The sequence below is a fragment of the Cellulomonas sp. P22 genome (assembly GCF_044392165.1).
Genome location: NZ_JBISBW010000005.1, coordinates 62577 through 86528, shown reverse-complemented (window position 1 = coordinate 86528; position 23952 = coordinate 62577). Strand labels below are relative to the sequence as shown.

The 23952-nt window shown below is 73.1% G+C and carries 26 protein-coding genes; 16 read left to right on the top strand and 10 right to left on the bottom strand.

All coding sequences use genetic code 11. The features are described 5' to 3' along the window. Positions 1-30: 30 nt before the first annotated feature. Positions 31-1590 (bottom strand): molybdopterin-dependent oxidoreductase, encoded by a 1560-nt coding sequence (locus tag ACGIF2_RS05660; RefSeq protein WP_396044414.1) that lies wholly within the window; start codon positions 1588-1590, stop codon positions 31-33. Between the two features lie 151 nt (positions 1591-1741). On the opposite strand from ACGIF2_RS05660, the gene ACGIF2_RS05655 reads away from it, so the two are divergent. Further along, entirely contained in the window at positions 1742-2200 is a 459-nt protein-coding gene (locus tag ACGIF2_RS05655; protein WP_396044412.1) for a hypothetical protein, read from the top strand. Positions 2201-2316: 116 nt separating this feature from the next. Continuing rightward, positions 2317-3426 carry a DUF1524 domain-containing protein gene (locus ACGIF2_RS05650; protein ID WP_396044409.1) on the top strand — a complete coding sequence of 370 codons (1110 nt, stop codon included), beginning with the start codon at positions 2317-2319 and terminating at the stop codon, positions 3424-3426. A gap of 43 nt (positions 3427-3469) precedes the next feature. Here ACGIF2_RS05650 and ACGIF2_RS05645 read toward each other — a convergent pair whose 3' ends face one another. Both ACGIF2_RS05645 and ACGIF2_RS05640 read right to left on the bottom strand, forming a co-directional pair. Next, on the bottom strand, positions 3470-4792 hold the full coding sequence (locus ACGIF2_RS05645) for a class I SAM-dependent methyltransferase (RefSeq protein WP_396044407.1): 1323 nt from the start codon (positions 4790-4792) through the stop codon (positions 3470-3472). A 107-nt stretch (positions 4793-4899) separates the two neighbouring features. Beyond that, positions 4900-5664, bottom strand: a complete 765-nt coding sequence (locus tag ACGIF2_RS05640; protein WP_396044405.1) for a metal-dependent hydrolase — start codon at positions 5662-5664, stop codon at positions 4900-4902. A 178-nt stretch (positions 5665-5842) separates the two neighbouring features. Between ACGIF2_RS05640 and ACGIF2_RS05635 the strand changes: the two genes are divergently transcribed. Both ACGIF2_RS05635 and ACGIF2_RS05630 read left to right on the top strand, forming a co-directional pair. Then, the gene (locus ACGIF2_RS05635; RefSeq protein ID WP_396044403.1) at positions 5843-6565 is read left to right on the top strand and encodes an AAA family ATPase; all 723 of its coding nucleotides are present in this window, start codon (positions 5843-5845) and stop codon (positions 6563-6565) included. 94 nt (positions 6566-6659) lie between these two features. After that, a complete protein-coding gene (locus ACGIF2_RS05630) occupies positions 6660-7307 on the top strand; it encodes a dihydrofolate reductase family protein (RefSeq protein WP_396044401.1) in 648 nt (215 codons plus the stop codon). Between the two features lie 59 nt (positions 7308-7366). Here ACGIF2_RS05630 and ACGIF2_RS05625 read toward each other — a convergent pair whose 3' ends face one another. The 3 genes from ACGIF2_RS05625 to ACGIF2_RS05615 all read right to left on the bottom strand — a co-directional run bounded on the left by ACGIF2_RS05625 (position 7367) and on the right by ACGIF2_RS05615 (position 9164). Beyond that, a complete protein-coding gene (locus tag ACGIF2_RS05625; RefSeq protein WP_396044399.1) occupies positions 7367-8074 on the bottom strand; it encodes a 5'-methylthioadenosine/adenosylhomocysteine nucleosidase in 708 nt (235 codons plus the stop codon). Then, on the bottom strand, positions 8071-8523 hold the full coding sequence (locus ACGIF2_RS05620; RefSeq protein WP_396044763.1) for an S-ribosylhomocysteine lyase: 453 nt from the start codon (positions 8521-8523) through the stop codon (positions 8071-8073). The genes ACGIF2_RS05625 and ACGIF2_RS05620 overlap by 4 nt, the downstream gene beginning before the upstream one ends. 260 nt (positions 8524-8783) lie before the next feature. Then, the gene (locus tag ACGIF2_RS05615) at positions 8784-9164 is read right to left on the bottom strand and encodes an RNA-binding S4 domain-containing protein (RefSeq protein WP_396044397.1); all 381 of its coding nucleotides are present in this window, start codon (positions 9162-9164) and stop codon (positions 8784-8786) included. A 141-nt stretch (positions 9165-9305) separates the two neighbouring features. Here ACGIF2_RS05615 and ACGIF2_RS05610 point away from each other — a divergent pair, with 141 nt between their 5' ends. Then, on the top strand, positions 9306-9809 hold the full coding sequence (locus ACGIF2_RS05610; protein ID WP_396044395.1) for a hypothetical protein: 504 nt from the start codon (positions 9306-9308) through the stop codon (positions 9807-9809). A 60-nt stretch (positions 9810-9869) separates the two neighbouring features. Here ACGIF2_RS05610 and ACGIF2_RS05605 read toward each other — a convergent pair whose 3' ends face one another. Further along, positions 9870-10073 carry a cold-shock protein gene (locus ACGIF2_RS05605; protein ID WP_066582527.1) on the bottom strand — a complete coding sequence of 68 codons (204 nt, stop codon included), beginning with the start codon at positions 10071-10073 and terminating at the stop codon, positions 9870-9872. Positions 10074-10248: 175 nt separating this feature from the next. Then, positions 10249-10749: a DUF5994 family protein gene (locus tag ACGIF2_RS05600; RefSeq protein ID WP_396044393.1), complete on the bottom strand. Its 501-nt coding sequence runs from the start codon at positions 10747-10749 to the stop codon at positions 10249-10251. A 250-nt stretch (positions 10750-10999) separates the two neighbouring features. Here ACGIF2_RS05600 and ACGIF2_RS05595 point away from each other — a divergent pair, with 250 nt between their 5' ends. From ACGIF2_RS05595 to ACGIF2_RS05580, 4 genes are all read left to right on the top strand, one after another. Then, positions 11000-11215, top strand: a complete 216-nt coding sequence (locus tag ACGIF2_RS05595; RefSeq protein WP_396044391.1) for a hypothetical protein — start codon at positions 11000-11002, stop codon at positions 11213-11215. An 82-nt stretch (positions 11216-11297) separates the two neighbouring features. Next, the gene (locus ACGIF2_RS05590) at positions 11298-12539 is read left to right on the top strand and encodes an amidohydrolase (RefSeq protein WP_396044389.1); all 1242 of its coding nucleotides are present in this window, start codon (positions 11298-11300) and stop codon (positions 12537-12539) included. 119 nt (positions 12540-12658) lie between these two features. Continuing rightward, positions 12659-13999 (top strand): S1C family serine protease, encoded by a 1341-nt coding sequence (locus tag ACGIF2_RS05585; RefSeq protein WP_396044387.1) that lies wholly within the window; start codon positions 12659-12661, stop codon positions 13997-13999. Between the two features lie 213 nt (positions 14000-14212). Next, positions 14213-15286 (top strand): S1C family serine protease, encoded by a 1074-nt coding sequence (locus ACGIF2_RS05580; protein ID WP_396044385.1) that lies wholly within the window; start codon positions 14213-14215, stop codon positions 15284-15286. Between the two features lie 23 nt (positions 15287-15309). Here ACGIF2_RS05580 and pgi read toward each other — a convergent pair whose 3' ends face one another. Beyond that, the gene (gene pgi / locus ACGIF2_RS05575) at positions 15310-16995 is read right to left on the bottom strand and encodes a glucose-6-phosphate isomerase (protein WP_396044383.1); all 1686 of its coding nucleotides are present in this window, start codon (positions 16993-16995) and stop codon (positions 15310-15312) included. Positions 16996-17114: 119 nt separating this feature from the next. Between pgi and ACGIF2_RS05570 the strand changes: the two genes are divergently transcribed. Further along, positions 17115-17465 carry a hypothetical protein gene (locus ACGIF2_RS05570; RefSeq protein ID WP_396044381.1) on the top strand — a complete coding sequence of 117 codons (351 nt, stop codon included), beginning with the start codon at positions 17115-17117 and terminating at the stop codon, positions 17463-17465. Then, positions 17458-17697 carry a hypothetical protein gene (locus tag ACGIF2_RS05565; RefSeq protein ID WP_396044379.1) on the top strand — a complete coding sequence of 80 codons (240 nt, stop codon included), beginning with the start codon at positions 17458-17460 and terminating at the stop codon, positions 17695-17697. The genes ACGIF2_RS05570 and ACGIF2_RS05565 overlap by 8 nt, the downstream gene beginning before the upstream one ends. Positions 17698-17716: 19 nt before the next feature. Here ACGIF2_RS05565 and ACGIF2_RS05560 read toward each other — a convergent pair whose 3' ends face one another. Further along, a complete protein-coding gene (locus ACGIF2_RS05560; RefSeq protein WP_396044376.1) occupies positions 17717-18079 on the bottom strand; it encodes a GntR family transcriptional regulator in 363 nt (120 codons plus the stop codon). 213 nt (positions 18080-18292) lie between these two features. Between ACGIF2_RS05560 and ACGIF2_RS05555 the strand changes: the two genes are divergently transcribed. From ACGIF2_RS05555 to ACGIF2_RS05535, 5 genes are all read left to right on the top strand, one after another. Further along, on the top strand, positions 18293-19333 hold the full coding sequence (locus ACGIF2_RS05555) for a PfkB family carbohydrate kinase (RefSeq protein ID WP_396044373.1): 1041 nt from the start codon (positions 18293-18295) through the stop codon (positions 19331-19333). Positions 19334-19427: 94 nt separating this feature from the next. After that, complete coding sequence (locus ACGIF2_RS05550; RefSeq protein ID WP_396044761.1) at positions 19428-20540, top strand: ROK family protein; 1113 nt, start codon at positions 19428-19430, stop codon at positions 20538-20540. Between the two features lie 103 nt (positions 20541-20643). Further along, positions 20644-21984: an extracellular solute-binding protein gene (locus tag ACGIF2_RS05545; protein WP_396044371.1), complete on the top strand. Its 1341-nt coding sequence runs from the start codon at positions 20644-20646 to the stop codon at positions 21982-21984. An 88-nt stretch (positions 21985-22072) separates the two neighbouring features. Next, positions 22073-23020 carry a carbohydrate ABC transporter permease gene (locus ACGIF2_RS05540; RefSeq protein ID WP_396044368.1) on the top strand — a complete coding sequence of 316 codons (948 nt, stop codon included), beginning with the start codon at positions 22073-22075 and terminating at the stop codon, positions 23018-23020. Beyond that, entirely contained in the window at positions 23017-23952 is a 936-nt protein-coding gene (locus ACGIF2_RS05535; RefSeq protein WP_396044365.1) for a carbohydrate ABC transporter permease, read from the top strand. The genes ACGIF2_RS05540 and ACGIF2_RS05535 overlap by 4 nt, the downstream gene beginning before the upstream one ends.

Below are 23952 nucleotides of genomic sequence, written 5' to 3'. Positions count from 1 at the left end.
TCCGCGGGCCTGACATCACCTCAGGCGAGGTCAGCTGACGTCGACGGTCACGGTGTCGTAGCCGGTCGCGCCGTCGGGCACCGTGCCGGTGACCTTCCCGGTCTGCGGGCCGTCGGGGTCGGCCGCGCGGACCTGCAGGGTGTGGCGGCCCGGCTCGGCGTCCCACGCGTACGCCCACTGGCGCCAGGTGTCGATGCCGCCGTCGGCCGCCAGGGTGGCCTGATGCCACGGACCGTCGTCGACCCGCACCTCGACACCCACGACCCCGCGGTGCTGGGCCCAGGAGGTGCCCGCGACGACGACGCGCCCGGCGTCGACCGAGGCGCCCGCACGCGGAACCTCGATCCGCGACTGCGTCTTGACCGGTCCGCGCGGCGACCAGCCGCGGTCCGTCCAGTAGGCCGTGGCGTCGGCGAAGCGGGTGACCTCGAGGTCGACGACCCACTTGGTCGCCGAGACGTACCCGTAGAGCCCCGGGACGACCATCCGCACCGGGAAGCCGTGCACGAACGGCAGGGGCTCGCCGTTCATCCCCACCGCCAGCAGCGCGTCGCGGTCGTCGGTCAGGACCTCGAGCGGCGTCGACGCCGTGAAGCCGTCGGCGCTCGTCGACAGGACCATGTCGGCGCCGTCGCGCGGGACGGCCCGGGCGAGCAGCGTGCGCAGCGGCAGGCCGAGCCAGCGCGCGTTGCCGACCAGGTCGCCGCCCACCTCGTTCGAGACGCACGCGAGCGTGACCCAGGCCTCGACGAGGTCGTCCGCGAGGAGCTCGTCGAACGTGAGCGTCACCTCGCGTTCGACCAGGCCGTGCACCCGCAACGACCACGCCGCGGGGTCGACCTGAGGAACCGCCAGCGCGGTGTCGATGCGGTAGAAGTCGGCGTTCGGCGTGACCCACGGGTCCAGGCCCCCGACCGCCGTGCCGTCGAGCGCGGCGCCCGCACCCGCAGGCACGCTCACGGTGCGGGTCGGGGTGGGCAGCCGCAGTGCGTCGCGGGCCGCATCGACCGCGCGACGGCTCGCCCCCAGCACCCGTCCGCCCACGGCCCCGACCACGCCGACCACCGTGACCGCCCCGGCGGCGAGCAGGAACGTGCGTCGACCGGCGGCCGGCGGGAGGGCCGTGGGTTCGTCCGCGGGGTCGGGCGTGGTCGGGGCGTCGGACGTGTCGAGCCGGTTGAGCAGCAGGCGCAGCGCGACCAGCCCGGCCCCGGCCCCGAGCAGGCTCGGCAGCGGTGCGAGCGCCCCGGCGTCGGGCCGGGTCGCCGCCGCGACGGCGGCGACCCCGCCGAGCACCACGACCAGCCCGGCTCCGAGCGCCCACCACCGCTCGGCGAGCACCCCCGCGAGGGCGGCGAGCGCCGCCACGACCAGCACGGTGCCGACCGTCAGCGCCCGCTTGTCGTTCGTGCCGAAGAGCTGCACGGCCGCGTCCTTGAGCCAGCGGGGCGTCGCGTCCACGAACGCGCCGCCGAGGGCGAGCAGCGGGTCCGACAGCGGCGAGACGACGGCGGCGGCGAGCGAGGCGACCCCGAGCGTGAGCGCCCCCGAGGCGACACCGGCGAGCGACGCGGACACGGTGCGGTTCACACGCCGAGTATGGCGGTGGGCCCCCGAGCCGCGCGCGGTCGACGACGCTGGGAGGGGCGTGGACGGACGCGGCCCGCAAGGACTGGGGGGCTGACGACACCATCCAGGTGGCCCCACCCCCTCATCGTGGCCGGCATCGGAGGTGCTCCCCATGACGTCGCAAGCGCAACGACCTCGGCGGTGGCGACTCGGCGCGGTCGCGCTGGGCGTGGCCTTGTTCGTGCCGGGCTGCGACGACCGGTCAGCGTCGACCGAGAGCGACCGGTCACTGTCGACCGACCCTGCCGACCTCGCCACCGTCAGACCCGGTGCGCCGCCCGACGTCGCCACCCCGGTCCCCCTGGCCGTGTCCACCGACGACGACCCTCGACATCTTCTCGTCGTGACGCTGGGCAGCTCCAGCTGCCCCCACGTGCCGGTCAGCGCCACCTGGGACGAGGACGAGCAGGTGCTGCGCGTCACGCTGGAACGAGACGTGACCCCGGACGAGATCTGCACGGCTGACTCGGCACAGACCACAAGTGTTCTGCGGCTGCCTCCGGACGCTCCGGACGCCGCAGACCTGACGGTCCTCATCGACGACGAGGAGTTCGTCGTCGGCGCGTCGTAGCGACCGAAGCCGAGGCCGTCCGATCTTCCCGTGAGCCGCGAACGCGGGCCCGCCCGTGGTCGACGTCACCCACCGGAGACCTCCCATTCGGCACTCGGTCTGCCGATGACCGGGGCATGCGCACCGCGATCCCGGGTCGGCCCCGGGCTGCCCGACGTCTCGTCCTGCTCGGCGGTGTCCTCGGTGCGGTCCTGCTGACGCAGGGGTGCGCGGGACAGGGGAGCACGGCCGCGAGCCCGACCCTCAGCACGTCGGCAGCGTCGGCCGCCGACGAGTCGTCCGACCCCGACTTCTCGGACGCCGCCCTGCTCGCGGACGAGGTCGCCGCGCTGGCGACCCCTGAGCTCGCGGACGAGGTGGACGTCGCCCAGGCGGCTGCGGGTGCGACTCCTCGGACCGCTCTGGCCACCGTGATGCTGCTCGAGGTCAAGGGCCGTGCGCCCAAGACGGGTTACGCACGCGACCAGTTCGGCGGCGCGTGGAAGGACGTGGACCGCAACGGCTGCGACCAGCGCAACGACGTGCTCGCCCGCGACCTGACCGACATCGCCCTCAAGCCCGGCACGAAGGGCTGCGTGGTCCTGTCGGGGGTGCTCGCGGATCCCTACAGCGGCGCCAGCATCGCGTTCGAGCGAGGTCAGAGCACCTCGTCGGCGGTGCAGATCGACCACGTCGTGGCGCTCGCGGACGCGTGGCAGAAGGGCGCTCAGGCGTGGGACGCGGCGACGCGCGAGAAGTTCGCCAACGACTTCCTCAACCTGCTCGCGGTCGACGGCCCGCTCAACCAGCAGAAGCAGGCCGGTGACGCCGCGACGTGGCTGCCGCCCCACAAGGCCTACCGGTGCGCGTACGTCGCACGTCAGGTGGGCGTCAAGTACACCTACGGGTTGTGGGTCACGCAGGCCGAGCAGAACGCCATGGTCAGCGTGCTCTCGACATGTCCCGACGAGCCGCTGCCGTCGGGGGCGACCGTGCCCCCGGAGCCGGTGGTGGAGACGCCGCCCGCGGCCGAACCTGCCGCCCCCGCCCCGGCGCCCGCTCCCGCCGCACCGGCGCCTGAGCCGGCACCCGAACCGGCACCCGAGGTCGCTGGCGATGCCGTCTACTTCAAGAACTGCACCGCGGCGTGGGCGGCAGGCGCCGCACCCGTGCTGCTGGGCTCGCCGGGCTACGGCAAGCACCTCGACCGGGATGGTGACGGCGTCGGCTGCGAGAACCGCCCCTGACGCGACGCGGTCGCCTGGTTCCGTGCCCGGTGGGTCGGTGCGCTCAGGGAGCGGCGACCTGCCGGGCCAGCAGCGTTTCTCGGGTCCTCGGCATGCCGCTCGTCCCACCACTGGCCGGTCGGACGGCCAGCACCTGGTTGACGCCGATCCGGCCCGACTCGAACGCGAGCACCGAGCCCGCCATGTACAGCCGCCACACCCGTGCACGGCCGGCGCTCGTGACCGCCACGGCCTCGTCCCAGCGCGACTCGAGGTTCGCGACCCAGGCCCGTAGCGTCAGGGCGTAGTGCTCGCGCAGCGACTCGACGTCGCGCACCTCGAACCCGGCGCCCTCGATCGCACCGACCATCGTGGCGAGCGTCTCGAGCTCGCCGTCGGGGAAGACGTAGCGGTCGACGAACGACGTCGACGCCCGCAGACCGCGCCGGGGGGCCGGGGCGTCGTCGTCGGCCCGGGGTCTCCGGGCGATCGCGTGGTTCAGCAGCCGACCCTCGGGGCGCAGCAGCGCGAAGAGGTCGGCGGAGTAGGTCGAGAGCATCGCTGCACCGACGTGCTCGGCCATGCCGACGCTCGCGATCGCGTCGTACGGGCCGTCGTGCACGTCGCGGTAGTCCTGCACGCGGATCTCCACCAGGTCCGCGACCCCCTCGTCGGCCATGCGCTTGCGTGCGAACGCGGCCTGCTCGCGGGCGAGCGTGACGCCCACGACGTGCACTCCGTACGTGCGCGCCGCATGCAGCGCGAACGTGCCCCACCCGCAGCCGACGTCGAGCACCCGCATGCCGGGTCGCAGCCCGAGCTTGCGGGCCACGAGGTCGCACTTCGCGATCTGGGCGGCGTCCAGGTCGGCGTCCGGGCGGTCCCAGTACGCGCACGAGTACGTCATCGTGTCGCCGAGCACGAGCCGGTAGAAGTCGTTCCCGATGTCGTAGTGGTGCGAGACGGCCTGGGCGTCGCGGCTCTTCGAGTGCCGGACACCGCGCAGCCGGCGCACCTCCTCGGCGGGGGGCCGGGGGCGCGGCCCGACGACCCCGAGCCGGATCGCCGCGCGCGCGAGCGCGAGCTTCGTCGCCGTGGTCACCTGCACCCCGGGGCCGTCACCGGGCGCGGCGACCCGCTGCAGCTCCTCGAGGCCCGTGAGGAGGTCGCCCTCGAGGGTGAGGTCGCCGGCGACGAACGCCCGGGCGAAGCCGAGCTCGTCGGGGGACCAGAGCAGGTGCCGGAGCGCGCGGCGGCGCCGCAACGTGAGCTGCACGGGGGCGGTCGCGGGCCCGGTCGTGCTCCCGTCCCAGCACCTGATGCGGATCGGGACGTCCTGGCCCAGCGACTGCCGCAGCAGCGGTTCGACCGTCCTGGCGACACTCATCGCTCCACCCCCCGTGGTGCGCGACCGGCCCGGCACCGCCCGCCTTGGTCCGGTCTACCGTGTCGGCGGCGCTCCGGCCACAGCACGTCCGCAGGTGTGCGGGTGCGTCACCGGCCGAGCATCCCCATGACGGCCGCGACGGCCCCGTAGCTCGCGTACAGGGAGACCGGGATCGCGAGCGCCCACTCGCGGATCGATCCCGTGCGGCCCAGGATCGGCAGCCCCATGCGACCGCCGCGCTGCCAGATGTCGTTGAGCACCGGGATCTCGTTCCACCAGGCCGGTGGGCGGGGCTCCCACGGCCACAGCAGCGGGACGCCGCCCTTGGTGAGCATGTCGCCGACGATGTGCACGGCCACCCCCAGCCCCACGCACACCGGCAGCCAGTCCCACCTGCTCGACGAGAAGAGGGTGACAGCCACCGAGATCGTCACGGCGAGGAACCAGGCGAGCCGCCACGATCCCTCCCGCGTCAGGTGGAACCCCTTGAGGGCGTACGCGACGAGCAGCACCGACACGAGGCCTGCCCCGATCGCGATGCGGCCGAAGGTCTCGCTCTCGAGCCCCACGAGCCCGATCGCGAACGCCAGCGCGGTGGCGAGCGGGATGGCCAGCAGCGAGTGCGTTCCGTGGCGGTGGCCGCCCGAGACGGCGGCGATGCCCCGTGTGACGACCTTCGACAGCGGGGGCAGCGACCGGCTGATCGTGCCCGCGTGGTGGTCGGCGTCGGGCAGCAGCGCGGCGCCCGCGCACACGATCGAGCCGACCAGCAGCCCCGAGCTCGACACCGGGTACCAGCCCAACGTGAAGGGGACGGTGCCGGCGACGGCGACCCATGCCGCCGCGCCGGTCGCTGCGTGGTGCGCGCCCATCATGGTGCTCGGTGCTCCGCTCGCTGTCGCACATCCCGTTGCGACCGCGCAGGGCTGACGTTCCTGGACCGGGACGATCGGTCGACCGTCCGGCAGCAGGGAGGGTACCCCGAATGGAGCAACGGGTGGCGCGTCGCACGAGCCCCCGACGTCGGTGCCGTGTGCTAGCCATAGGGCCATGACCACTGCGGGGATCGTGCGAGCCGTCGTCCCCGACCCACGTCACCGGCCACCCGCCGACGCGTGGTTCCGGGCTGTCCCTGCCGTGGCACAGGTGCTCGACGACGGCTGGCCGTTGGCCCCGGCGACTGTGCTCGTCGGGGAGAACGGGGCGGGGAAGTCGACGCTCGTCGAGGCTGTGGCGCTCGCGTTCGGGCTCGGTCCCGAAGGTGGTTCGACCGGCTCGATGCACGTCACCCGGACGAGTGAGTCCGAGCTGTGGCGGCACGTGCTGCTGCGCCGGGAGGCGGGGGCGCCGCGCCGCGGGTTCTTCCTGCGCGCCGAGACCATGCACGCGTTCTACACCTACCTCGAGGACAACCCGGGAGGCCCCGAACCGGCGTTCCACGAGATGTCGCACGGGGAGTCGTTCCTCGCGCTGGTGTCCGAGCGGATGACCAGGCACGGGCTGTACGTGCTCGACGAGCCCGAGTCCGCGCTGTCCTTCACCGGCTGCCTGGCGCTGGTCGCGCACCTCCACGACCTCGTCGCGCGCGGCTCGCAGGTCATCCTCTCGACCCACTCGCCGGTGCTGGCCGCGCTGCCCGGCGCGCAGATCACCGAGGTCGGCGAGTGGGGGCTGCGCACGAGCGCGTGGGAGGACCTCGAGGTCGTGCTGCGCTGGCGCGGCTTCCTCGACGACCCCCGCCGCTACCTGCGGCACGTGCTCGACACCCCCTGACCCGCGTCGGCGTCGGCTGGGTGGTTCGACCGGCTCGGATGCACCAGGATCGAAGGCATCCAGGAGGTCACGACAGACCGACGACGGAGCGACCATGCCCCAGCTGCGCGTGCACAACCTCGCCGTCTCGCTCGACGGCTTCGCCGCGGGTCCCGGGCAGGACCTCGACCACCCGCTCGGTATCGGCGGGGAGGGCCTGCACGGCTGGGTCTTCGCGACGCGGCCCTTCCGGGAGAGCCACGACCTGCCCGGAGGGGACGTCGGCATGGACGCCGACTTCATCGAGCAGGGTGACGCCGGGATCGGCGCGACGATCATGGGACGCAACATGTTCGGCCCCGTGCGCGGGGCCTGGCCGGACGAGACGTGGACCGGCTGGTGGGGCGTGGACCCGCCGTACCACCACCCGGTGTTCGTGCTGACCCACCACGCGCGCCCACCCGTGACCATGGAGGGCGGCACGACGTTCACGTTCGTGGTCGACGGCATCGAGTCGGCGCTCGAGCAGGCGTTCGCCGCGGCCGACGGTCAGGACGTGCGGCTGGGCGGGGGAGCGTCCACCATCCAGCAGTACCTGCGCGCGGGGCTGGTCGACGAGCTGCACGTGGCGATCGTCCCGATCCTGCTGGGCAGCGGCGAGCGGCTCTTCGAGCGGGTCAGCGAAGCGTCCGACGCCTACAGCTGCACCGAGCTCGCGAGCTCAGGGTCCGTCGCCCACGTGCGCCTGACCCGCACGGCATGACCGGCTGACCTCGGGTCGCCTCCCCGCCGCACCGTCGGGAGGGAGGCGGCCCGCCGTGGTCAGTACCGCGAGGCGATCTCCGGCAGGGACGCGATCACGATGCGTGCGGAGCGGTCCGCGGCGTCGTCCACGTGCCCGAGGAAGTCGTCGTTGGCCTGCGGGCCGCACAGGTCCGAGATGCCGCGCACCGACAGGAACGGCACCCCGTACAGGTGGCACGTCTGGGCGATCGCCGCCGACTCCATGTCGGTCGACAGCGCGGCGGGGAAGGCGGCCCGGATCGGGTCGACCATGGTCCCGTCGATGAACGCGTCGCCCGAGATCATGGTGCCGGTCAGCACGCGCAGATCGGGCACGTCGGCGTTCGCGGCCGTCTTGAGCAGCGCCTCGTCACCGACGTAGTGCGTGGGCATGCCCGGCACCTGGCCCAGCGAGTACCCGAAGGCGCGCGCGTCGGCCCCCGAGTAGATGTAGTCCGAACCGACGACGACGTCACCGACCCGCACGTCGGCCCCGATGCCGCCCGCGCTGCCCGCGCTGACGACCACGTGGGCCTTGGTCGCGTTGACAGCGACGGCCGTGGCGGTGGCCGCGTTCACGAGGCCGATGCCGCACTGCACGAGCAGCACGCCGCGGCCGCCGAACGTCAGGGCTCGGTGCACCGCGTGACCGACCTGGGTGGGCTGGCCCACGAAGTCGGCGCGCTCGATGAACGGCGCGGACTCGTCGGGCATGGCCGTGACGACGATGGCGTCGATGGCGATCATGCGCTCACCTGCGCCCACTCGTCGCGCTTCGCGAGGAACGCGGCAGCCACGGCCTGCGCGCCCTCGAGCGTGTGGCTCGCGGCCCACCCGCACTGGATCTCGTTCGCGGCAGGCACCTCGGTGGCCTGCACCACGTCCTCGAGCGTGGCCTGCACCAGGTCGAGCACAGCGTCGTACTCCCACTCGCCCTGCAGGATCACGTAGAAGCCCGTCTGGCAGCCCATGGGGGAGATGTCGATCACCCGGTCGGAGTGGTTGCGCGAGTGCTCGGCCATGAGGTGCTCGAGCGAGTGCAGCGACGGCATCTCGAGGTGGTCCTGGTTGGGCTGGCAGAACCGCACGTCGTACTTGACGATCTTGTCGCCACCGGGCAGGACCTTCGTGTCGGCGAGCCGCACGTAGGGGGCGGCGACGGTGCGGTGGTCGAGGTTGAACGACTCGACGTTCATGCGGGGCTGGTTCACGGTGGGCCTTCTGCTCGTCGGTGCGGGTCGTCGGCGGGTTCTCTCGCACGAGAAGAACCCGCGGGCCACCCCGAGGATTCCACGGACACGGCCCGGGACCGAACGTTCCGGGGCACACGTCCACCTGGTGGGAGGGCGACGGCACCCATTCTCGCCGCACCTGACCCGTGCGGGAGACGCCGGGTGCCAGCAGCTGCTCGACTGCTGAGCCCTCGAACGGAGCCCTCGAGCCGAGCCTGTGCAGCTCAGCGGCCGCGCAGCTGGTCGAGGATGCGCCGCTCGCGCTTGGTCGGGCGACCCGCGCCGCGGTCCCGCACGGGGACGCCCGGCGTCTCCTCGGGCGTCGGCGGCGGGGGAGTGTGGTCGACGAAGCAGTCGGCGGCCACGCCCGCCCCGACCCGCTTCTCGATGACACGGGAGACGACGACGATCCGTTCGCGGCCCTCGCCCCGTACCCGGATCTCGTCGGAGACCCGCACGGGTGCGGCGGCCTTGGCGTGCGAGCCGTTGATGCGCACGTGTCCTGACCGGCAGGCGGCGGCGGCGAGGGCACGAGTACGGAACAGCCGGGCCGACCACAGCCAGCGGTCCAGGCGGGTCGTCTCCGCGCTCGGGGCTGTGCTCATCCCTCGACGATAGGCGCAACGGCGCCTCGGACGGTCCACGGGTCGCCGAGCGGTTGCCGCCCGGGGTGCTCCGGTGTTCGGTGGACTCACGTGGTGCGTGGTCGCGAGACCTCATGCGCCGACCGGGAACGAGGGGGAGCCGTGACGGGATCGGGCGAAGTGCGCCACGCCGAGATGGTGGTGCCGGGGTGCGTGGCGAACGTGCAGCTCGCAGGGCGGATCGACGGCATGGCGTACGTGGTGGGGCCGCTGTGGGTGTGGGACGCGCAGATCGAGTACCTCGTGACGGTCTACGAGCCCCCCGGGTCACCGGTGCCGGCCCACGAGGTGCAGATGCTCACCAGGGCCGGAGACGACACGGAGCACGGGGTCGTGGTCGTGGCACGGCAGCCCGGCCTGACGTTCGGGACGCCGGTGCACGAGCCCCACGCGCTGCACGGCACCTCGACGTCCCCCACCCGCGCGGCGTGGGTCCTGCGCCTCGCGCCGGCACAGGCGGATCACGATCTCGTCGTGAGCATCCGCGGCAGCGGGCAGATCATCGAGGTCACAGTGGGTGCGGACGAGCTCGCGGCGGCCCAGGCGCGTCAGATCAGGCTCTGGGACACCCTCGCACCTGCAGGGATGCCGCCAGTCGGCACCTGAGACGCCAGGAAGCCCCGGCCGTTCCCGGCCGGGGCTTCCTGGTGAGTCAGACGCGCTCGATCAGAGCGGCGTGATGTTCTCGGCCTGCGGGCCCTTGGGGCCCTGCGTGACGTCGAACTGCACCTTCTGGTTCTCGTCGAGCGAGCGGTAGCCGCTGCTCGCGATGGCCGAGTAGTGCGCGAAGACGTCGGCGCCGCCGTCGTCGGGAGCGATGAAGCCGAAGCCCTTTTCGGCGTTGAACCACTTCACGGTGCCAGTAGCCATGTTGTTCTCCTCAAATGCAGACGACCCCGGATTTCGGGACCTAGTGATTACGGTGTTCGTCGTCCGCCCCTTGCGGGAACGCGCGCCCGGTCAAACCAGGCGATGTATGACGTGCAAGCACAGCAAATCCTTCGTCACTGTACACGGTTCTCGCGGGCAAGGCCAGAGGCGTAGGTCAACGCGGCAGGATCTGCGCGGGTCCGAGCCGGTTGTACGGGTCCGCGGCCTGGTGCATCGCCCGCAGGGCGGTCCGACGACCCGCCTCGGGCGGCACCACCAGCAGCACCACGCGGTGCCCGTCGTACATGCGGAGCGAGACCTGGTGCGGGTCCTGGAGATCGAACCAGCCGGCCTTGACGTACCCGCCCCCGATCGGCAGGCGGTGCGGCACCGGAGACCAGCTGGCCCGGTCGTAGACGAGGTGCACGACGCTCGAGCGGAAGGCGGCACCGACGGCGGTCAGCAGGGCGGGGGCCTGGGCGGCGAGGTCGCGGTTCCACGGCCACCACGCGCCGGCGACCGGGTTCTCACCCGGGTCGGTGTGGAGCTCGAGCCGGACCGTCGGCTCCGGCGCAGGCTCGCGGAACCACGACTCGGGAGGCAGGCACACCGAGGAGCTCCGGGCCGAGCGGGTCGAGGGTGACGAGTGGGGGCGGGCGTGCGACGCGATGCTCATCAGACACCAGACTCCGGGCCTGGCCCGGGTGTCGTTGGAGAGCGGGTCCTCGCAGCGGCCGACCGCCGACGCTCGAAGAGGCCCCGCGGTGCTCAGGGTACGCCCGCCTCCGGTGAGCCGGGTGCGGCCGACCGGGTGGGACCGGCGAGATCCACAGGTTCTCCTCAGGTTCCGAACCGTCATGTCCAGGCGTCTCGGCCGATCAGCGGGACGAGGGCGAGAGCCGCCCGCGTGAAGGGACCGTCACCTCATGGAGATCTCCAGCTCGACCAGCAGCACCAGCACCAGCACCAGCACCAGCCTCGCAGCGCTGCGCCGCCAGCTGCTCGTGGACCAGCGGGCACTCTCCGAGCACCAGAGGGCGGGCGCGGACCGGGCCACCCTCGCCGCCGACCAGGCCGCGGTGACGGCCGACCAGCTCGCGATCTCGCAGGCCGGCACGGCCACGCTCGACACGTTCGCCTGACCCGCACCACCGCGTACCGGGACGCTCCGCACGGGGCGGCCCGGGCCCGGGTGACCGCGTGCGTGCGACGTACGGTGGGTCCATGACCTACCGCCCCGCCTCCGCCCCGTCCGTCGTCGCCGTGACCGGCGGTTACGTCGTCCCCGTGTCCGCCCCGCCGATCGAGGGCGGCACCGTGCTCATCGAGGACGGTCGCATCACCGCCGTCGGCGCCGACGTCGTGGTGCCGGCCGGCGCCCACGTGATCGATGCCACCGGACGCTGGGTGCTGCCCGGGTTCGTCGAGGCGCACGGGCACGTGGGCATCCACGAGGAGGGCGTCGGGTTCGAGGGCAACGACACCAACGAGATGACCGGGCCGAACATGGCGGCCGTCCGCGCGATCGACGCCATCGACATCGACGACGAGGGCTTCCGTGACGCGCTCTCGGGCGGGGTCACCTCGATCGTGGTCAAGCCCGGATCGGGCAACCCGATCGGTGGCCAGAGCGTCGCGCTCAAGGCGTGGGGCGGGCGCACCATCGACGAGCAGGTCATCAGCGACGCTGTGAGCGTCAAGTCGGCGCTGGGCGAGAACCCCAAGCGCGTCTACGCCGAGAAGAAGCAGCTCCCCTCCACGCGGCTCGGCACGGCGCTGGTCATCCGCGACGCGTTCACCCGGGCGCAGGACTACCGCGCGGCACGGGCGGCCGCGTCCCAGAAGGGTGAGCCGTTCGCGGTCGACCTCGGGCTCGAGACCTTGGCACGCGTGCTCGACGGGGAGCTCGTGTGGGACCAGCACACGCACCGCCACGACGACATCGCCACGGCGCTGCGGCTGGCCGACGAGTTCGGCTACCGCCTCGTGGTCAACCACGGCACCGAGGCCCACAAGATCGCCGACGTGCTCGCCGAGCGCGACGTCCCCGTGATCTTCGGACCGATGCTCACGAGCCGCTCGAAGGTCGAGCTCCGGGACCGCGCGATCGTCAACCTCGCGACGATCGCCGCGGCCGGCGTGCGCGTCGCGATCACCACCGACCACCCGGTCGTCCCCATCAACCTGCTCGTCCTCCAGGCGGCGCTCGCCGTCCGCGACGGCCTGCCGCGCCAGACGGCTCTCGAGGCGCTCACGGTCAACCCGGCCTCGTTCCTGGGCCTGGACGGTCGCGTGGGTGCGCTCGCGCCCGGGCTGGACGGCGACGTGGTGGTCTGGTCGGGCGACCCGCTCGACGTGGCCTCGCGTGCCGAGCACGTGCTGATCGACGGCATGAGCGTCTACACGTGGGACGCGCAGGCGCACCAGGGTCGCGTGGTCGAGCGCTCGGCTCGCTTCGAGGCCTGAGCCCCCTCGGACCCGGCCCCGATCCATCGCTGCGGTCCAGCGGCTTCACAGCGAACGTCCGGCTTCGCGCGGTCTCCTGAGGAGGACGGCGCCACCGGGGTGCCGTGGGGAGGCGTCTCATGGACCACAGCCAGGGTTTCGACGACCAGCAGGCACGCACACACGTGCCCGGCCACGGTGGTCAGTGCCCGGGGACCCCGCCCACGGAGACCGGACCGTCGTCGCCCCAGGAGCCGCCGCGCGGTCGCCTCGCGCGGCGGCTCCTGGCGGGGGGAGCCGCCCTCGTCCTCGGGGGCGGGCTCCTCGTCGGGGGCAGGGTGCTCGCGCCGGCCGACGGCCCGACGACTGCGAGCGTCGTCGTGCCCGGCACCACGAGCGGTTCGGCGCCTGTGCTCGAGGTGCCCGCGCCGGGAGGTGGCGGCGCACAGCGGTGGGGCGGCTGGGGCGGCACCCGGAACGGGGGGTCGGGGTCGTCGTCGGCGACGCTCGAGGCGACCACCGCGTCCGCCGAGCAGCAGGCCGGGCTCGTGATCATCGAGACGACCCTCGGGTACCAGGAGGCCGCCGCGGCGGGCACCGGCATCGTGCTGACCTCGGACGGGGTCGTGCTCACCAACAACCACGTCGTGTCGGGGTCGACCGAGGTGCAGGTGACCCTCGGCGAGAACGGTGAGACGTACCCCGCGCGGGTCGTCGGCACCGACGCCACGCACGACGTGGCCGTGCTCCAGCTCGACGACGCCTCGGGCCTGACGACCGCCGCGATCGACCAGGACGGCTCGCTCGCGATCGGCGACGCCGTGACCGCCGTCGGGAACGCCGAGGGCGGCGGCGAGCTCCTCGCCGCCCCGGGCGTCGTGTCGGCGCTCGAGGAGACCATCACGACCCAGGACGAGGGCACCACCGCGGGGCGGACCCTCGACGGGCTCATCGAGATCGACGCGGACGTCGTGGCCGGCGACTCGGGCGGTGCTGTGTACGACGCGGACGGCGAGGTCGTCGGGATGACCACCGCGGCCTCGTCCGGGGCGGCCGCCATCACGGGCTACGCGATCCCGGTCGCCGACGCCCTCGACATCGCCGCGCAGATCCTCGCGGGCGACGAGTCGGGCACCGTGAGCATCGGGTACCCCGCGTTCCTCGGGGTGCAGCTCGGGACGAGCAGCAGCACCATGCAGGTGCTGCCCGGCGGCCCCGGCGCCTCCCCGCAGCGCGGCACCACGCCGGCCGGTGCGACGATCGCCGGTGTCATCGACGGGACCCCCGCGGCCGGCACTGGCCTCGCGGCGGGCGACACCATCACGGCCGTCGACGGGACCGCGGTCGGTTCGTCCGACGCGCTGTCCCAGACCCTCTCCGGGTACGACCCGGGCGACACCGTGACGCTGACCTGGACCAGCGCGGCCGACGGCACCACGCAGACGGCCGACGTCACGCTCGCCGAGGGCCCCGCGGCCTGACGCGCACGCCCCCACCGCAGGCCGGTTCGGCCGCCGTGAGTTCTCCTGGAGACAGGGGGCGGCGCCGGAGGGGCGCCGGTGCGGGGGTGCGCGATGGGCGAGGAGCCGGTCAGCGATCCGGTCAACGATCCGGTCAGCAGGGGCGCGCCCGGACGGCGCCGTCCGCGGCGGAGGGCGGTTGCGGGGGGCGCCGGTCTGGTGCTCGCGGCAGGCATGCTCGCCGGAGGGTCGGCGCTCGCCTCGGGCCCGAACCCCGGGTCGTGGAGCTTTGCGCCGGCGCCCGGCACGACGATCGCCCGCGAGCCTGTCGCCGCCGGGACCGACCAGCAGACCGGGGTCGCGATGGTCGACACGACGCTGGGCTACCAGGGCGTCCAGGCGGCGGGCACGGGCCTCGTGCTCACGGCCGACGGCGTGGTCCTGACGAACACCCACGTCATCGCGGGGGCGACCGAGGTGCGCGTCACCGTCGGACGACCGGGGGTCACCTACACCGCGACCGTGGTCGGGTCGGACGCGCACCGTGACGTCGCCGTGCTCCAGATCGACGACCCGGACGGTCTCGTGCCCGTCCGGGTGGACCAGGACGAGAACCTGGCGCCGGGCGACAGCGTCACGGTGGTCGGCAACGCCCGCGGCGCCGACAGCCTCGTCGCCGCCGCGGGGATGGTCACGGCGCTCGACCGGACGATCACGACGCGGGCCCAGGGCAGCGCCGTGGGACGTGAGCTCGAAGGGCTGATCGAGGTCGACGCCGAGGTCGTCGCGGGCGACTCGGGCGGCGCTGTGCTCGACGCGGACGGTGAGCTCGTGGGCATGACGACCGCGGCGTCGGTGGGGGACGAGGACCTGCGCGGCTACGCGATCCCGGTGGGTGACGTGCTCGACATCGCTGCGCAGGTCCTCAGCGGCGACGAGAGCGGCACCGTCACCATCGGCTACCCCGCGTTCCTCGGGGTGCAGCTCGTGCTCGGCGCGACCGAGGGCCCCACCGGCGCGCTGGCCGGCGGCACCCAGGTCGGCGCTCCCTGGGCGACGACGTTCGGCTCCGTGCGCGGCGCCCCGGTGGCCGGGGTGCTGCCCGGGACCCCCGCCGCCCGCGCCGGACTCGTGACGGGAGACGTCGTGACCACGTTCGACGGGCACGACGTCAGATCGGCCGACGAGCTCAGCGCCCGGATCGACGAGCACGAGCCGGGCGACCGGGTGCGGGTCGGGTGGGTCAGCAAGGCCACGGGCACCGCACGCACGGCGACCGTGACGCTCGTCGAGGGTCCGGCCGGCTGACCGGACCCCGACGGCGTGCGGGCTCAGCGCGTGCGGTGCGCCCGGTAGTACTCGATGAGGCTGCGCGTCGACTGGTCCTGCGCGGCGAGGGCCTCGGCATCGCCCGAGACGGCCGGGCCGACCTCGAGCGCGAGCTTCTTGCCGAGCTCGACGCCCCACTGGTCGAAGCTGTTGATGCCCCACACCACGCCCTGCACGAACGTGATGTGCTCGTACAGCGCGATGAGCTGGCCCAGCACCGACGGCGTCAGCGACGGCGCCAGGATCGACGTCGTGGGGCGGCTGCCCGTGAACACGCGGGCGGGGACGATCTCCTCCGCGGTGCCCTCGGCGCGCACCTCCTCGGCCGTCTTGCCGAACGCGAGCGCCTTGGTCTGCGCGAAGAAGTTCGCCAGCAGCAGCTCGTGGACGTCGGTGCCGCCGTCCTCGAGCGGGTACGCGGGGTTGGCCATCGCGATGAAGTCGGCCGGGACCAGGCGCGTGCCCTGGTGGATGAGCTGGTAGAACGCGTGCTGGCCGTTGGTGCCGGGCTCGCCCCAGAACACCTCACCGGTCTGCGACGTGACCGGGCTGCCGTCCCAGCGGACCGACTTGCCGTTCGACTCCATCGTCAGCTGCTGCAGGTACGCCGGGAACCGGTGCAGGAGCTGCGCGTACGGCAGCACCGCGTGGGTCGCGGCGTCGAGGAAGTTGACGTACCAGACGTTCAGCAGGCCCATGAGCACGGGCACGTTCTGCGCGAACGGAGCGGTACGGAAGTGTTCGTCGACCGCGTGGAAGCCGGCGAGGAAGTCGCGGAACCCGTCGGGGCCGATCGCGATCGCGAGCGAGGTACCGATCGCCGAGTCGACCGAGTAGCGGCCGCCCACCCAGTCCCAGAAGCCGAACGCGTTGGTCGGGTCGATGCCGAACGCGGCGACCTTGTCCAGCGCGGTCGACACGGCCACGAAGTGGCGGGCCACGGCCTGAGCGTGTGCCTCGTCGGTGTCCTCGATCGCCCCGGCAGCGAGCAGCTGCTCCCAGAGCCACTCGCGGGCCAGGCGGGCGTTGGTGAGCGTCTCGATCGTGCCGAACGTCTTGGAGGCGACGATGAACAGCGTGGTCGTGGGGTCGAGCCCCTTGACCGTCTCGGCCAGATCGGTCGGGTCGATGTTGGAGACGAAGCGCAGCTCCAGCCCCTCCTGGACGTACGGCGCGAGCGCCTCGTACGCCATGACCGGGCCGAGGTCCGAGCCGCCGATGCCGATGTTGACGACCGTCGCGACGCGCGCGCCCGTCACACCGGTCCACGCACCCGAGCGGACCGTGTCGGCGAACGCGAAGACCTTGTCGAGCTCGCGCTGCACGTCCGTGTCCACGCCCTGGCCGTCCACGACCAGCTCGGGGCTCGCGCCGGCGGGGCGGCGCAGCGCGGTGTGCAGCACCGCGCGGTCCTCGGTCACGTTGATGTGCTGGCCCGCGAACATCGCCTCGACGTGCCGGGCCAGCCCGACCTCGTCGGCCAGGCGCACGAGCGCCTCGAGGGTGTCGTCCGTCACGAGGTTCTTCGACAGGTCGACATGCAGGTCGGCGACCGTGCGCGTGAGGCGCTCGGTGCGTCCGGGGTCGGCCGCGAACCAGGCGCGCAGGTCAGGCTCGAGCGCGTCACGCTGCGCGGTCAGGTCCGCCCAGGCCGTCGTGGTGGTCGCGTCGATCGGATCGGTCGTCACAAGGGTCCCTCTCGTTCAGGTCAGTGGCACCACGGTATTGCCCCGACGGCCCGGCGCGCCCGGGACCAGGGAGCGATCAGGGCGTCAGCAGGTCCAGGCGGGCTGCCTAGAGTGGTCCGGTGTCCCGCATCCCCACGGCGCTGATCGCCGCGCTCACCCTCGTCGTCGGCTTCGCGGTGGGGCAGGTGACGCACGTGCGCGCGCTCGCGGGCGTCGTGCTCGTCGCCGGGGTCGCGTGGTGCGCGGTCCGTGCCGTGCCGCGCGTCGGGTGGTGGCGCGTGGCCGTCGTGGTGCTGGTGGGTGGTGCGGCCTTCGTCGGCTCCCACCTGGTGGCGCAGACGGTGGGCGCGTGGCCGGCGGTCGTGCTCGCGGCGCTGGTGCTCGGCGCCGCGACGTGGTGGCTCGTCGACGCGCGGGGCGACGGACGCGAGCGCATCGGTGCGGGTGCACGAGGAGGGCACGATGGCTGACAAGAGCAGGACGCCGCTGGGCATGCGGATCACGGAGAAGCTGCTGACGATCTTCGGGCCGCCGCAGCTCGGCGACCACAAGGCACCGCTCCGCCCCGCGAGCGCCGAGGAGCGCGGGCGCGACCAGGAGCTGCGCACGACCCTCGCGCGGGTGGTCGGGCCCGACGGGCACGCGTACCTCGTGGAGCGCCCGGCCCCGGGCACCCCGTCCGGGCCGACCGAGCAGGACTAGCAGCCGCGCCGGCCCCTGCTCACTGAGCCGCGCGGAGCGCCGCGCGCACCCAGCCGAGCGCCGTCTCGTCGTCGAGACCGAGCGCACGCGCCTGCCGCACGAAGTCCTGGGCGGCCGCGAGGGCGGCGCTGTCGGTCGCGGCGTCCGACGCCCGCACGAACGTCCCGTTGCGTCCCCGGGTCTCCACGACTCCGGCCTGCTCGAGCTCGCGGTAGGCGCGCGCGACCGTGTTGGTCGCGAGCCCCAGGTCCTCGGCGAGCCGCCGCACGGTGGGCAGTCGCGTGCCGGGCGGCACGGTGCCCGCGCGCACCTGCTCGGCGACCTGCGCCCGGACCTGCTCGAACGGGGGGACGGCGGAGCCGGGGTCGATGCTCAGGATCATCGGTGCACCTTCGGGGCCGGGTCGGGCGGGCCGCAGGGCTGCGGGCGGGGTCGCAAGGTAGCAGGACCCGCCGGCCCGAGGTCCGCCCGCACTGTCGTCCGGCCGACCTGCCGCCCGGTCGCTGACGCTGATCCCGTGGGTGCGGCATCGGCCGCCCTAGGGTGAGGGCGGCGCGCACGGATGTGACGGCGTGCGCCGGACGGAGGCATCCCGATGGACGACCGCACCCCCTGGCTGGTGTGCTGCGGCCTGGTCACGCTCGACGTGCTCCAGGTCGTCGACCACGTGCCCGCGGCCGACGAGAAGCTCGTCGCGCACGGGCTCGACGTGACGTTCGGCGGCCCGGCGGCCAACGCCGCGGCGACCGCTGTCGCGCTCGGGGTGCGGACGCGCCTGGTCACGGCGATCGGGAGCGGACCCGTCGCGGACCTCGTGCGCGCGGGCCTCGCGGACGCGGGGGTCGACGTGGTGGACCTGCTCGAGGGCGAGCAGGCGAGCCCCGCCGTCTCGACCGTGCTGGTCACGCAGGCGACAGGGGAGCGGGCCGTCGTCTCGGTCAACGCGTCCGGGGTGCGCGACCTCGCTGCGCTGGCCTGTGCCCGTGCCGCCGCGGGGCTGCTCGACGGGGCGGCGGCGGTCCTGCTCGACGGGCACCACCTCGGCGCGGCGCGGGTCGTCGCGCAGGACGCCCGTGCGCGCGGGGTACCAGTGGCCCTCGACGGGGGCAGCTGGAAGGACGGGCTCGAGGACGTCCTGGCGCTCGTCGACCACGCTGTGCTCTCGGCCGTCTTCCGGCTGCCGTCCGACCGGGTGGCGGGGGAGGGGGACCGACCCGAGCCGGGGTCGTGGGCCGACCTGGCGGCGGTCGCCGCCCTGGGACCGCGGACTGTCGCGCGTTCGGCGGGCGCCAGACCCCTGCGCTGGATCGACCGCTCCGGTCGCGTCGACGGCCCGACGCCGGTGCGGTCCGTGCGTCCACCCGACGTGGCGCCGGGCGACGTGGTCGACACGCTCGGCGCGGGCGACGTGCTGCACGGCGCGTTCGCTGCCGAGCTCGCCCGCGGCACCACCGTCGCCCAGGCCCTCGACACCGCCGTCCAGGTCGCTTCCCACTCGGTCCGCTTCGCCGGCGCCCGCGGCTGGACCACCACCCCCACCACTGACCCCCTCACGGATCAACCACACCCCCTGAGGAAGGGGGTGGGTTCATCACGGTGTGGTCACGGTCACAGGGAAGTGTTGACCTGCGATTAATAAGGCAGGTCTACTAACAAACGTGATCGACACCCGGACCAGCAGCACCGCCGCCGCGCGGGCCCCGGGACGCACGCTGCGTCCCACGGCCAAGATGCTGCCCGAGCACGCCCGGGTCCATCACCGCTCGATGGTGCTCCAGCACCTGTTCCACTCGGGCCCGACGTCGCGCGCCGACCTGGCACGCAGCACGGGACTGACCCGGGTCACGGTGTCCGACCTCGTCGCCGCGCTGCTCACCGAGGGGCTCGTCGAGGAGCTCGGCACCCGGCCCGAGGGCAAGGTGGGCAAGCCCGCGACGCTCGTCGGCATGCGCACGGAAGACTTCCACGTCGTCGCGGTCGACCTGGCCCACGACGCGAGCCTCAGCGGCGCGGTCATGACGCTCACGGGCGACGTCGTCGCACGACGCACGGTGGCCCTCGACGGGCGCACCGGCACCGAGGCGGTCGACGTGCTGCGCGACCTGTGCCGCGACCTGCTCGCGGCCGCCGACCGGCCTGTGATCGGCGTCGGCATCGGCTCGCCCGGCGTCATCGACCCCGCCGGGACGGTCGTCGAGGCCCCCAACCGCGGCTGGTACGACGTGCCGCTGGCCACCGACCTCGCCCGCGACCTCGGCGTGCCCGTGCACGTCGCGAACGACGCCAACACCCGCGCGCTGGGGGAGTACACCTACGGCGGGGCCAGTGGCGACGGGCTCATGGTCGTCACCGTCGGGCAGGGCGTCGGTGCCGGGCTCGTGGTCGACGGGGCCCTCGTGCGCGGACGGCACGACGCCGCGGGCGAGATCGGGCACGTGACCGTCGTCGACGAGCGCGACGAGGCGGACGGCGTCCCGCTGCTGGCCTGCGCGTGCGGGCGCCGCGGCTGCCTCGAGACCGTGCTCTCCGTGCCGGCCCTGCGCCGCCGGGTCGCCGGACTGACCCCCCAGGACTCCGACGCCGCGCTGGCGTCGGTCGGACGGCTGCTGGGCACTGCCCTGGCACCCGTCGTGAGCGCCCTCGACCTCGCCGAGGTCCTGCTCTCCGGCCCGCCGGAGCTGCTGGACGGACCTCTGCGGGAGGCGGCGCTCGACACCGTCCGGCTGCGGACCATGCCCGTCATCGGGCACGCGTTGCGGCTCCGGACCGCCTCACTGGGTGAGGACGCCGCGCTCTTCGGGGCCGCTGTCCTCGTCCTGTCCGGTCAGCTCGGGGTCTCGTGAGGACCCCGAGCCGACCTCCTGCAGGTCGGACGCACCACCCCCGGCGACGCCGTACGGCGATCGCCTCGCATCTGGGAGGAACCCCAACGTGAAGATCCTACGTATGGCGGCCGTCGGAGTGGCGGCAGCACTCGCGCTCACGGCGTGCGGAAGCGGTGACAGCCCGTCGGACACCAGCTCCGGGGGCACGGCCGAGGCCGCGACGATCAAGCTGTGGCTCGCGGGCGGGGACACCCCCGACGAGCTCCGCGAGTACCTCACGACGACGTTCGAGACGCAGAACCCGGGTTCGAAGCTCGTCATCGAGCAGCAGGACTGGTCCGACCTCGTCACCAAGCTCACCACGTCGATGCCCGACGCGGCCAACACCCCCGACGTCGTCGAGCTCGGCAACACCCAGTCCTCGACGTTCACGAACGTGGGCGCGTTCCTCGACATCAGCGACATGTACGACGAGCTGGGGGGCGCCAAGCTGCTCGACGGCTTCGTCGAGGCCGGCATGGTCGACGGCGCGCACTACACGCTCCCGTACTACTTCGGTTCGCGGTACGTCTTCTACCGCAAGGACCTCTGGGCCGCGGCCGGTGCCACGGTGCCCACGACGCTCGCCGAGTTCAACAAGACGGTCGCGAGCATCACGGCCGCGCAGCCGAACGGCGTCCCGAACCTCTCGGGCTTCTGGATCGGCGGCCAGGACTGGCGCAACGCCATCTCGTGGATCTTCGCCAACGGCGGCGAGCTCGCGGTCCAGAAGGACGGCGAGTGGGTCTCCACGATGTCCGACCCGAAGTCGATCGAGGGCCTCACCCAGCTCCAGGAGCTCTGGACGAGCGCGTCGAAGGCGCCGCGTGACGCGACCGACGCGAACACCTACAACCACCTCAACGACTCCGACGCGGTCGAGGGCGAGGACGGCACCACCACGTCGTACTCGCTCGACGCGGCGACGATCATGGCGCCGGGCTGGGCCCACTGGTCGATCGGCGACCTGGTCTCGAAGGACGGCAAGGACGTCCGCGAGTGGAACGACGAGCGCTTCGGCGTGTTCGCCCTCCCGGACGTCGACGGCACGGGTGCCGCGCCGGTCTTCGCGGGCGGCTCGAACATCGGCATCTCCGCCAAGTCCCAGCACCCCGAGCTGGCGAAGAGCCTGATGCGGATCATCTTCTCGCCCGAGTACCAGCAGCTGCTGGGCGAGAACGGGCTGGGTCCGGCGAACTCCGACTACGTGAGCTCGCTCGGCGACGACCAGTTCGCCAAGGCGCTCGTCGAGTCCGCGCTCAACTCGAAGCTGACCCCGGCCGCGCCGGGCTGGGCCGCGCTCGAGAACAGCAAGAAGCTCGAGGAGTTCTTCGGCGAGATCGCGAGCGGTGCCGACGTCGAGGCCACGGCCACGGCGTTCGACGCCGCAGCCACGCCGATCCTCAACGGCAAGAGCAGCTGACCTGACGAGCTGACCTCAGGTCCCGGGGGCGCGCACACCCGCGCTCCCGGGACCCGGGCCGCCTGCCCGGCGGACGAAGGAGACCCTCATGTCCCGCACCACCGCGGCGGCTCCGGAGACGGAGGCCGAACCGGTGGCTGTGCGAGCGAAGCGACGCCCGCGCACCCCCTACCTCTTGCTCGTCCCCGCGATCGTGCTGCTGCTCGTCGCCCTGGCCTACCCCGTCGGGTGGCAGGTGCTGACGTCGATGAAGGAGTTCGGCCTCAAGCAGCAGTTCGGCGCCCCGGCCGAGTTCGTCGGCCTCGACAACTACGTCCGGCTGTTCACGGACCCCACGATGTGGACCATCGTGGTCCGCTCGGTCCTGTTCTGCCTGGTCAACGCGTTCCTCACCGTGCTCGTCGGCGTGCTGCTCGCGCTGCTCATGAAGGCCGTGCCGCGCGCCGTCGCGCTCGTCCTGCAGGTCGCGATGCTGCTCGCGTGGGCCATGCCCGTGGTCGCGGCGATGACGGTGTGGCGCTGGCTGTTCGACTACCAGCGTGGGGTCGTGAACTACCTGCTGACCCGGCTCGGGTTCGACTTCACCGGGCACTCGTGGCTCGAGCAGCCGCTCTCGTTCTTCTTCGTCGCGACGGTGATCGTCGTGTGGATGTCGGTGCCGTTCGTGGCGTTCTCGGTCTACGCGGGCCTCATGCAGGTGCCCGACGAGGTCCTCGAGGCCGCGCAGATCGACGGCGCGAACTCCTGGCACCGCTTCTTCGGGATCATCCTGCCGATGGTGCGCCCCGTGCTCGGGATCGTGCTGCTCCTGCAGATCATCTGGGACCTGCGGGTGTTCGCGCAGATCCGGCTGCTGCAGGACGCGGGCGGCGTGCCGAGCGAGACCAACCTGCTCGGCACGTACATCTACCAGGTCGGTGTCGGCTCGGGGGACTTCGGTACCGCGTCCGCCGTGTCGATCTTCGTGCTCCTGCTCACCATCGCGCTGAGCTGGGGATACGTCCGCGCACTGCTGCGTGAGGAGGACGAGTCATGACCACCACCCCTGACGCCACGACCGCCGCCCCCGTCGTCCGTGCGGGCTCCGCACCGCGGCACGCGACCCGGCCCCCGGCGCACCGTCGTCCGCCCCTGGGCCGGCTGGTCGGCAAGGCGCTGCTGAGCCTCGTCGCGCTGGCCGTCGCCGTGGTCTGGGCGTTCCCGGTGTACTGGATGTTGATCTCCTCGCTGCTGCCCAACGTGCGCCTCACCTCCGGGGCCCCGACGTTCTGGCCGACGCGCGGCTCGTTCGACAACTTCGGCGCGGTGCTCGACTCCGGCTCGTTCGTGCCTGCGCTGCGCATGAGCCTGGCCGTGACCGGCCTCACCGTCGTCGCCGCGCTCGTGCTCGCGTTCCTCGCGGCGCTCGCCGTGAGCCGCTTCCGGTTCCGGGGCCGACGCAGCTTCATCCTCGCTGTGCTCATCATCCAGATGCTGCCCGCCGAGGGGCTGTTCATCGCGCAGTACAAGATGCTCAGCTCGACCCAGCTGCTCAACACCGTGATCGGTGTCTCGGTGCTGTACGCCGCGGCGGTCGTGCCGTTCACGGTCTGGATGCTGCGGGGCTTCGTCGCGGGTGTCCCGGCCGAGCTCGAGGAGGCCGCCATGGTCGACGGCCTGAGCCGCACGCAGGCGTTCGTCCGCATCACCCTGCCGCTGCTGGCCCCGGGCCTGGTCGCCTCGGGCGTGTACGCGTTCCTGCAGGCGTGGAACGAGTTCACCGTCGCGCTCGTGGTGCTCCCGGCCGACTCGGCCAAGACGCTGCCCGTGTGGCTGCGCAGCTTCGTGCAGACCAGTGCGAGCCGCGAGGTGGACTGGGGGCAGGTGATGGCCGCCTCGACGCTGCTCGCGGTGCCTGTCATCGTGTTCTTCCTGCTGGTGCAGGGGCGGATGACCAGCGGCCTGGTCTCGGGTGCGGTGAAGGGCTGA

Excerpts from the sequence above, each read along its gene's own strand:
- ACGIF2_RS05605 (WP_066582527.1), bottom strand. The coding sequence starts at position 10,073 with ATGGCTACTGGCACCGTGAAGTGGTTCAACGCCGAAAAGGGCTTCGGC.
- ACGIF2_RS05585 (WP_396044387.1), top strand. The coding sequence starts at position 12,659 with ATGGACCACAGCCAGGGTTTCGACGACCAGCAGGCACGCACACACGTG.
- ACGIF2_RS05650 (WP_396044409.1), top strand. The coding sequence starts at position 2,317 with ATGCGCACCGCGATCCCGGGTCGGCCCCGGGCTGCCCGACGTCTCGTC.
- ACGIF2_RS05580 (WP_396044385.1), top strand. The coding sequence starts at position 14,213 with ATGCTCGCCGGAGGGTCGGCGCTCGCCTCGGGCCCGAACCCCGGGTCG.
- ACGIF2_RS05600 (WP_396044393.1), bottom strand. The coding sequence starts at position 10,749 with ATGAGCATCGCGTCGCACGCCCGCCCCCACTCGTCACCCTCGACCCGC.
- ACGIF2_RS05640 (WP_396044405.1), bottom strand. The coding sequence starts at position 5,664 with ATGGGCGCGCACCACGCAGCGACCGGCGCGGCGGCATGGGTCGCCGTC.
- ACGIF2_RS05535 (WP_396044365.1), top strand. The coding sequence starts at position 23,017 with ATGACCACCACCCCTGACGCCACGACCGCCGCCCCCGTCGTCCGTGCG.
- ACGIF2_RS05540 (WP_396044368.1), top strand. The coding sequence starts at position 22,073 with ATGTCCCGCACCACCGCGGCGGCTCCGGAGACGGAGGCCGAACCGGTG.
- ACGIF2_RS05645 (WP_396044407.1), bottom strand. The coding sequence starts at position 4,792 with ATGAGTGTCGCCAGGACGGTCGAACCGCTGCTGCGGCAGTCGCTGGGC.
- ACGIF2_RS05595 (WP_396044391.1), top strand. The coding sequence starts at position 11,000 with ATGGAGATCTCCAGCTCGACCAGCAGCACCAGCACCAGCACCAGCACC.
- ACGIF2_RS05555 (WP_396044373.1), top strand. The coding sequence starts at position 18,293 with ATGGACGACCGCACCCCCTGGCTGGTGTGCTGCGGCCTGGTCACGCTC.
- ACGIF2_RS05565 (WP_396044379.1), top strand. The coding sequence starts at position 17,458 with ATGGCTGACAAGAGCAGGACGCCGCTGGGCATGCGGATCACGGAGAAG.
- ACGIF2_RS05545 (WP_396044371.1), top strand. The coding sequence starts at position 20,644 with ATGGCGGCCGTCGGAGTGGCGGCAGCACTCGCGCTCACGGCGTGCGGA.
- ACGIF2_RS05635 (WP_396044403.1), top strand. The coding sequence starts at position 5,843 with ATGACCACTGCGGGGATCGTGCGAGCCGTCGTCCCCGACCCACGTCAC.
- ACGIF2_RS05655 (WP_396044412.1), top strand. The coding sequence starts at position 1,742 with ATGACGTCGCAAGCGCAACGACCTCGGCGGTGGCGACTCGGCGCGGTC.
- ACGIF2_RS05630 (WP_396044401.1), top strand. The coding sequence starts at position 6,660 with ATGCCCCAGCTGCGCGTGCACAACCTCGCCGTCTCGCTCGACGGCTTC.
- ACGIF2_RS05615 (WP_396044397.1), bottom strand. The coding sequence starts at position 9,164 with ATGAGCACAGCCCCGAGCGCGGAGACGACCCGCCTGGACCGCTGGCTG.
- ACGIF2_RS05590 (WP_396044389.1), top strand. The coding sequence starts at position 11,298 with ATGACCTACCGCCCCGCCTCCGCCCCGTCCGTCGTCGCCGTGACCGGC.
- ACGIF2_RS05620 (WP_396044763.1), bottom strand. The coding sequence starts at position 8,523 with ATGAACGTCGAGTCGTTCAACCTCGACCACCGCACCGTCGCCGCCCCC.
- ACGIF2_RS05550 (WP_396044761.1), top strand. The coding sequence starts at position 19,428 with ATGCTGCCCGAGCACGCCCGGGTCCATCACCGCTCGATGGTGCTCCAG.
- ACGIF2_RS05625 (WP_396044399.1), bottom strand. The coding sequence starts at position 8,074 with ATGATCGCCATCGACGCCATCGTCGTCACGGCCATGCCCGACGAGTCC.
- ACGIF2_RS05560 (WP_396044376.1), bottom strand. The coding sequence starts at position 18,079 with ATGATCCTGAGCATCGACCCCGGCTCCGCCGTCCCCCCGTTCGAGCAG.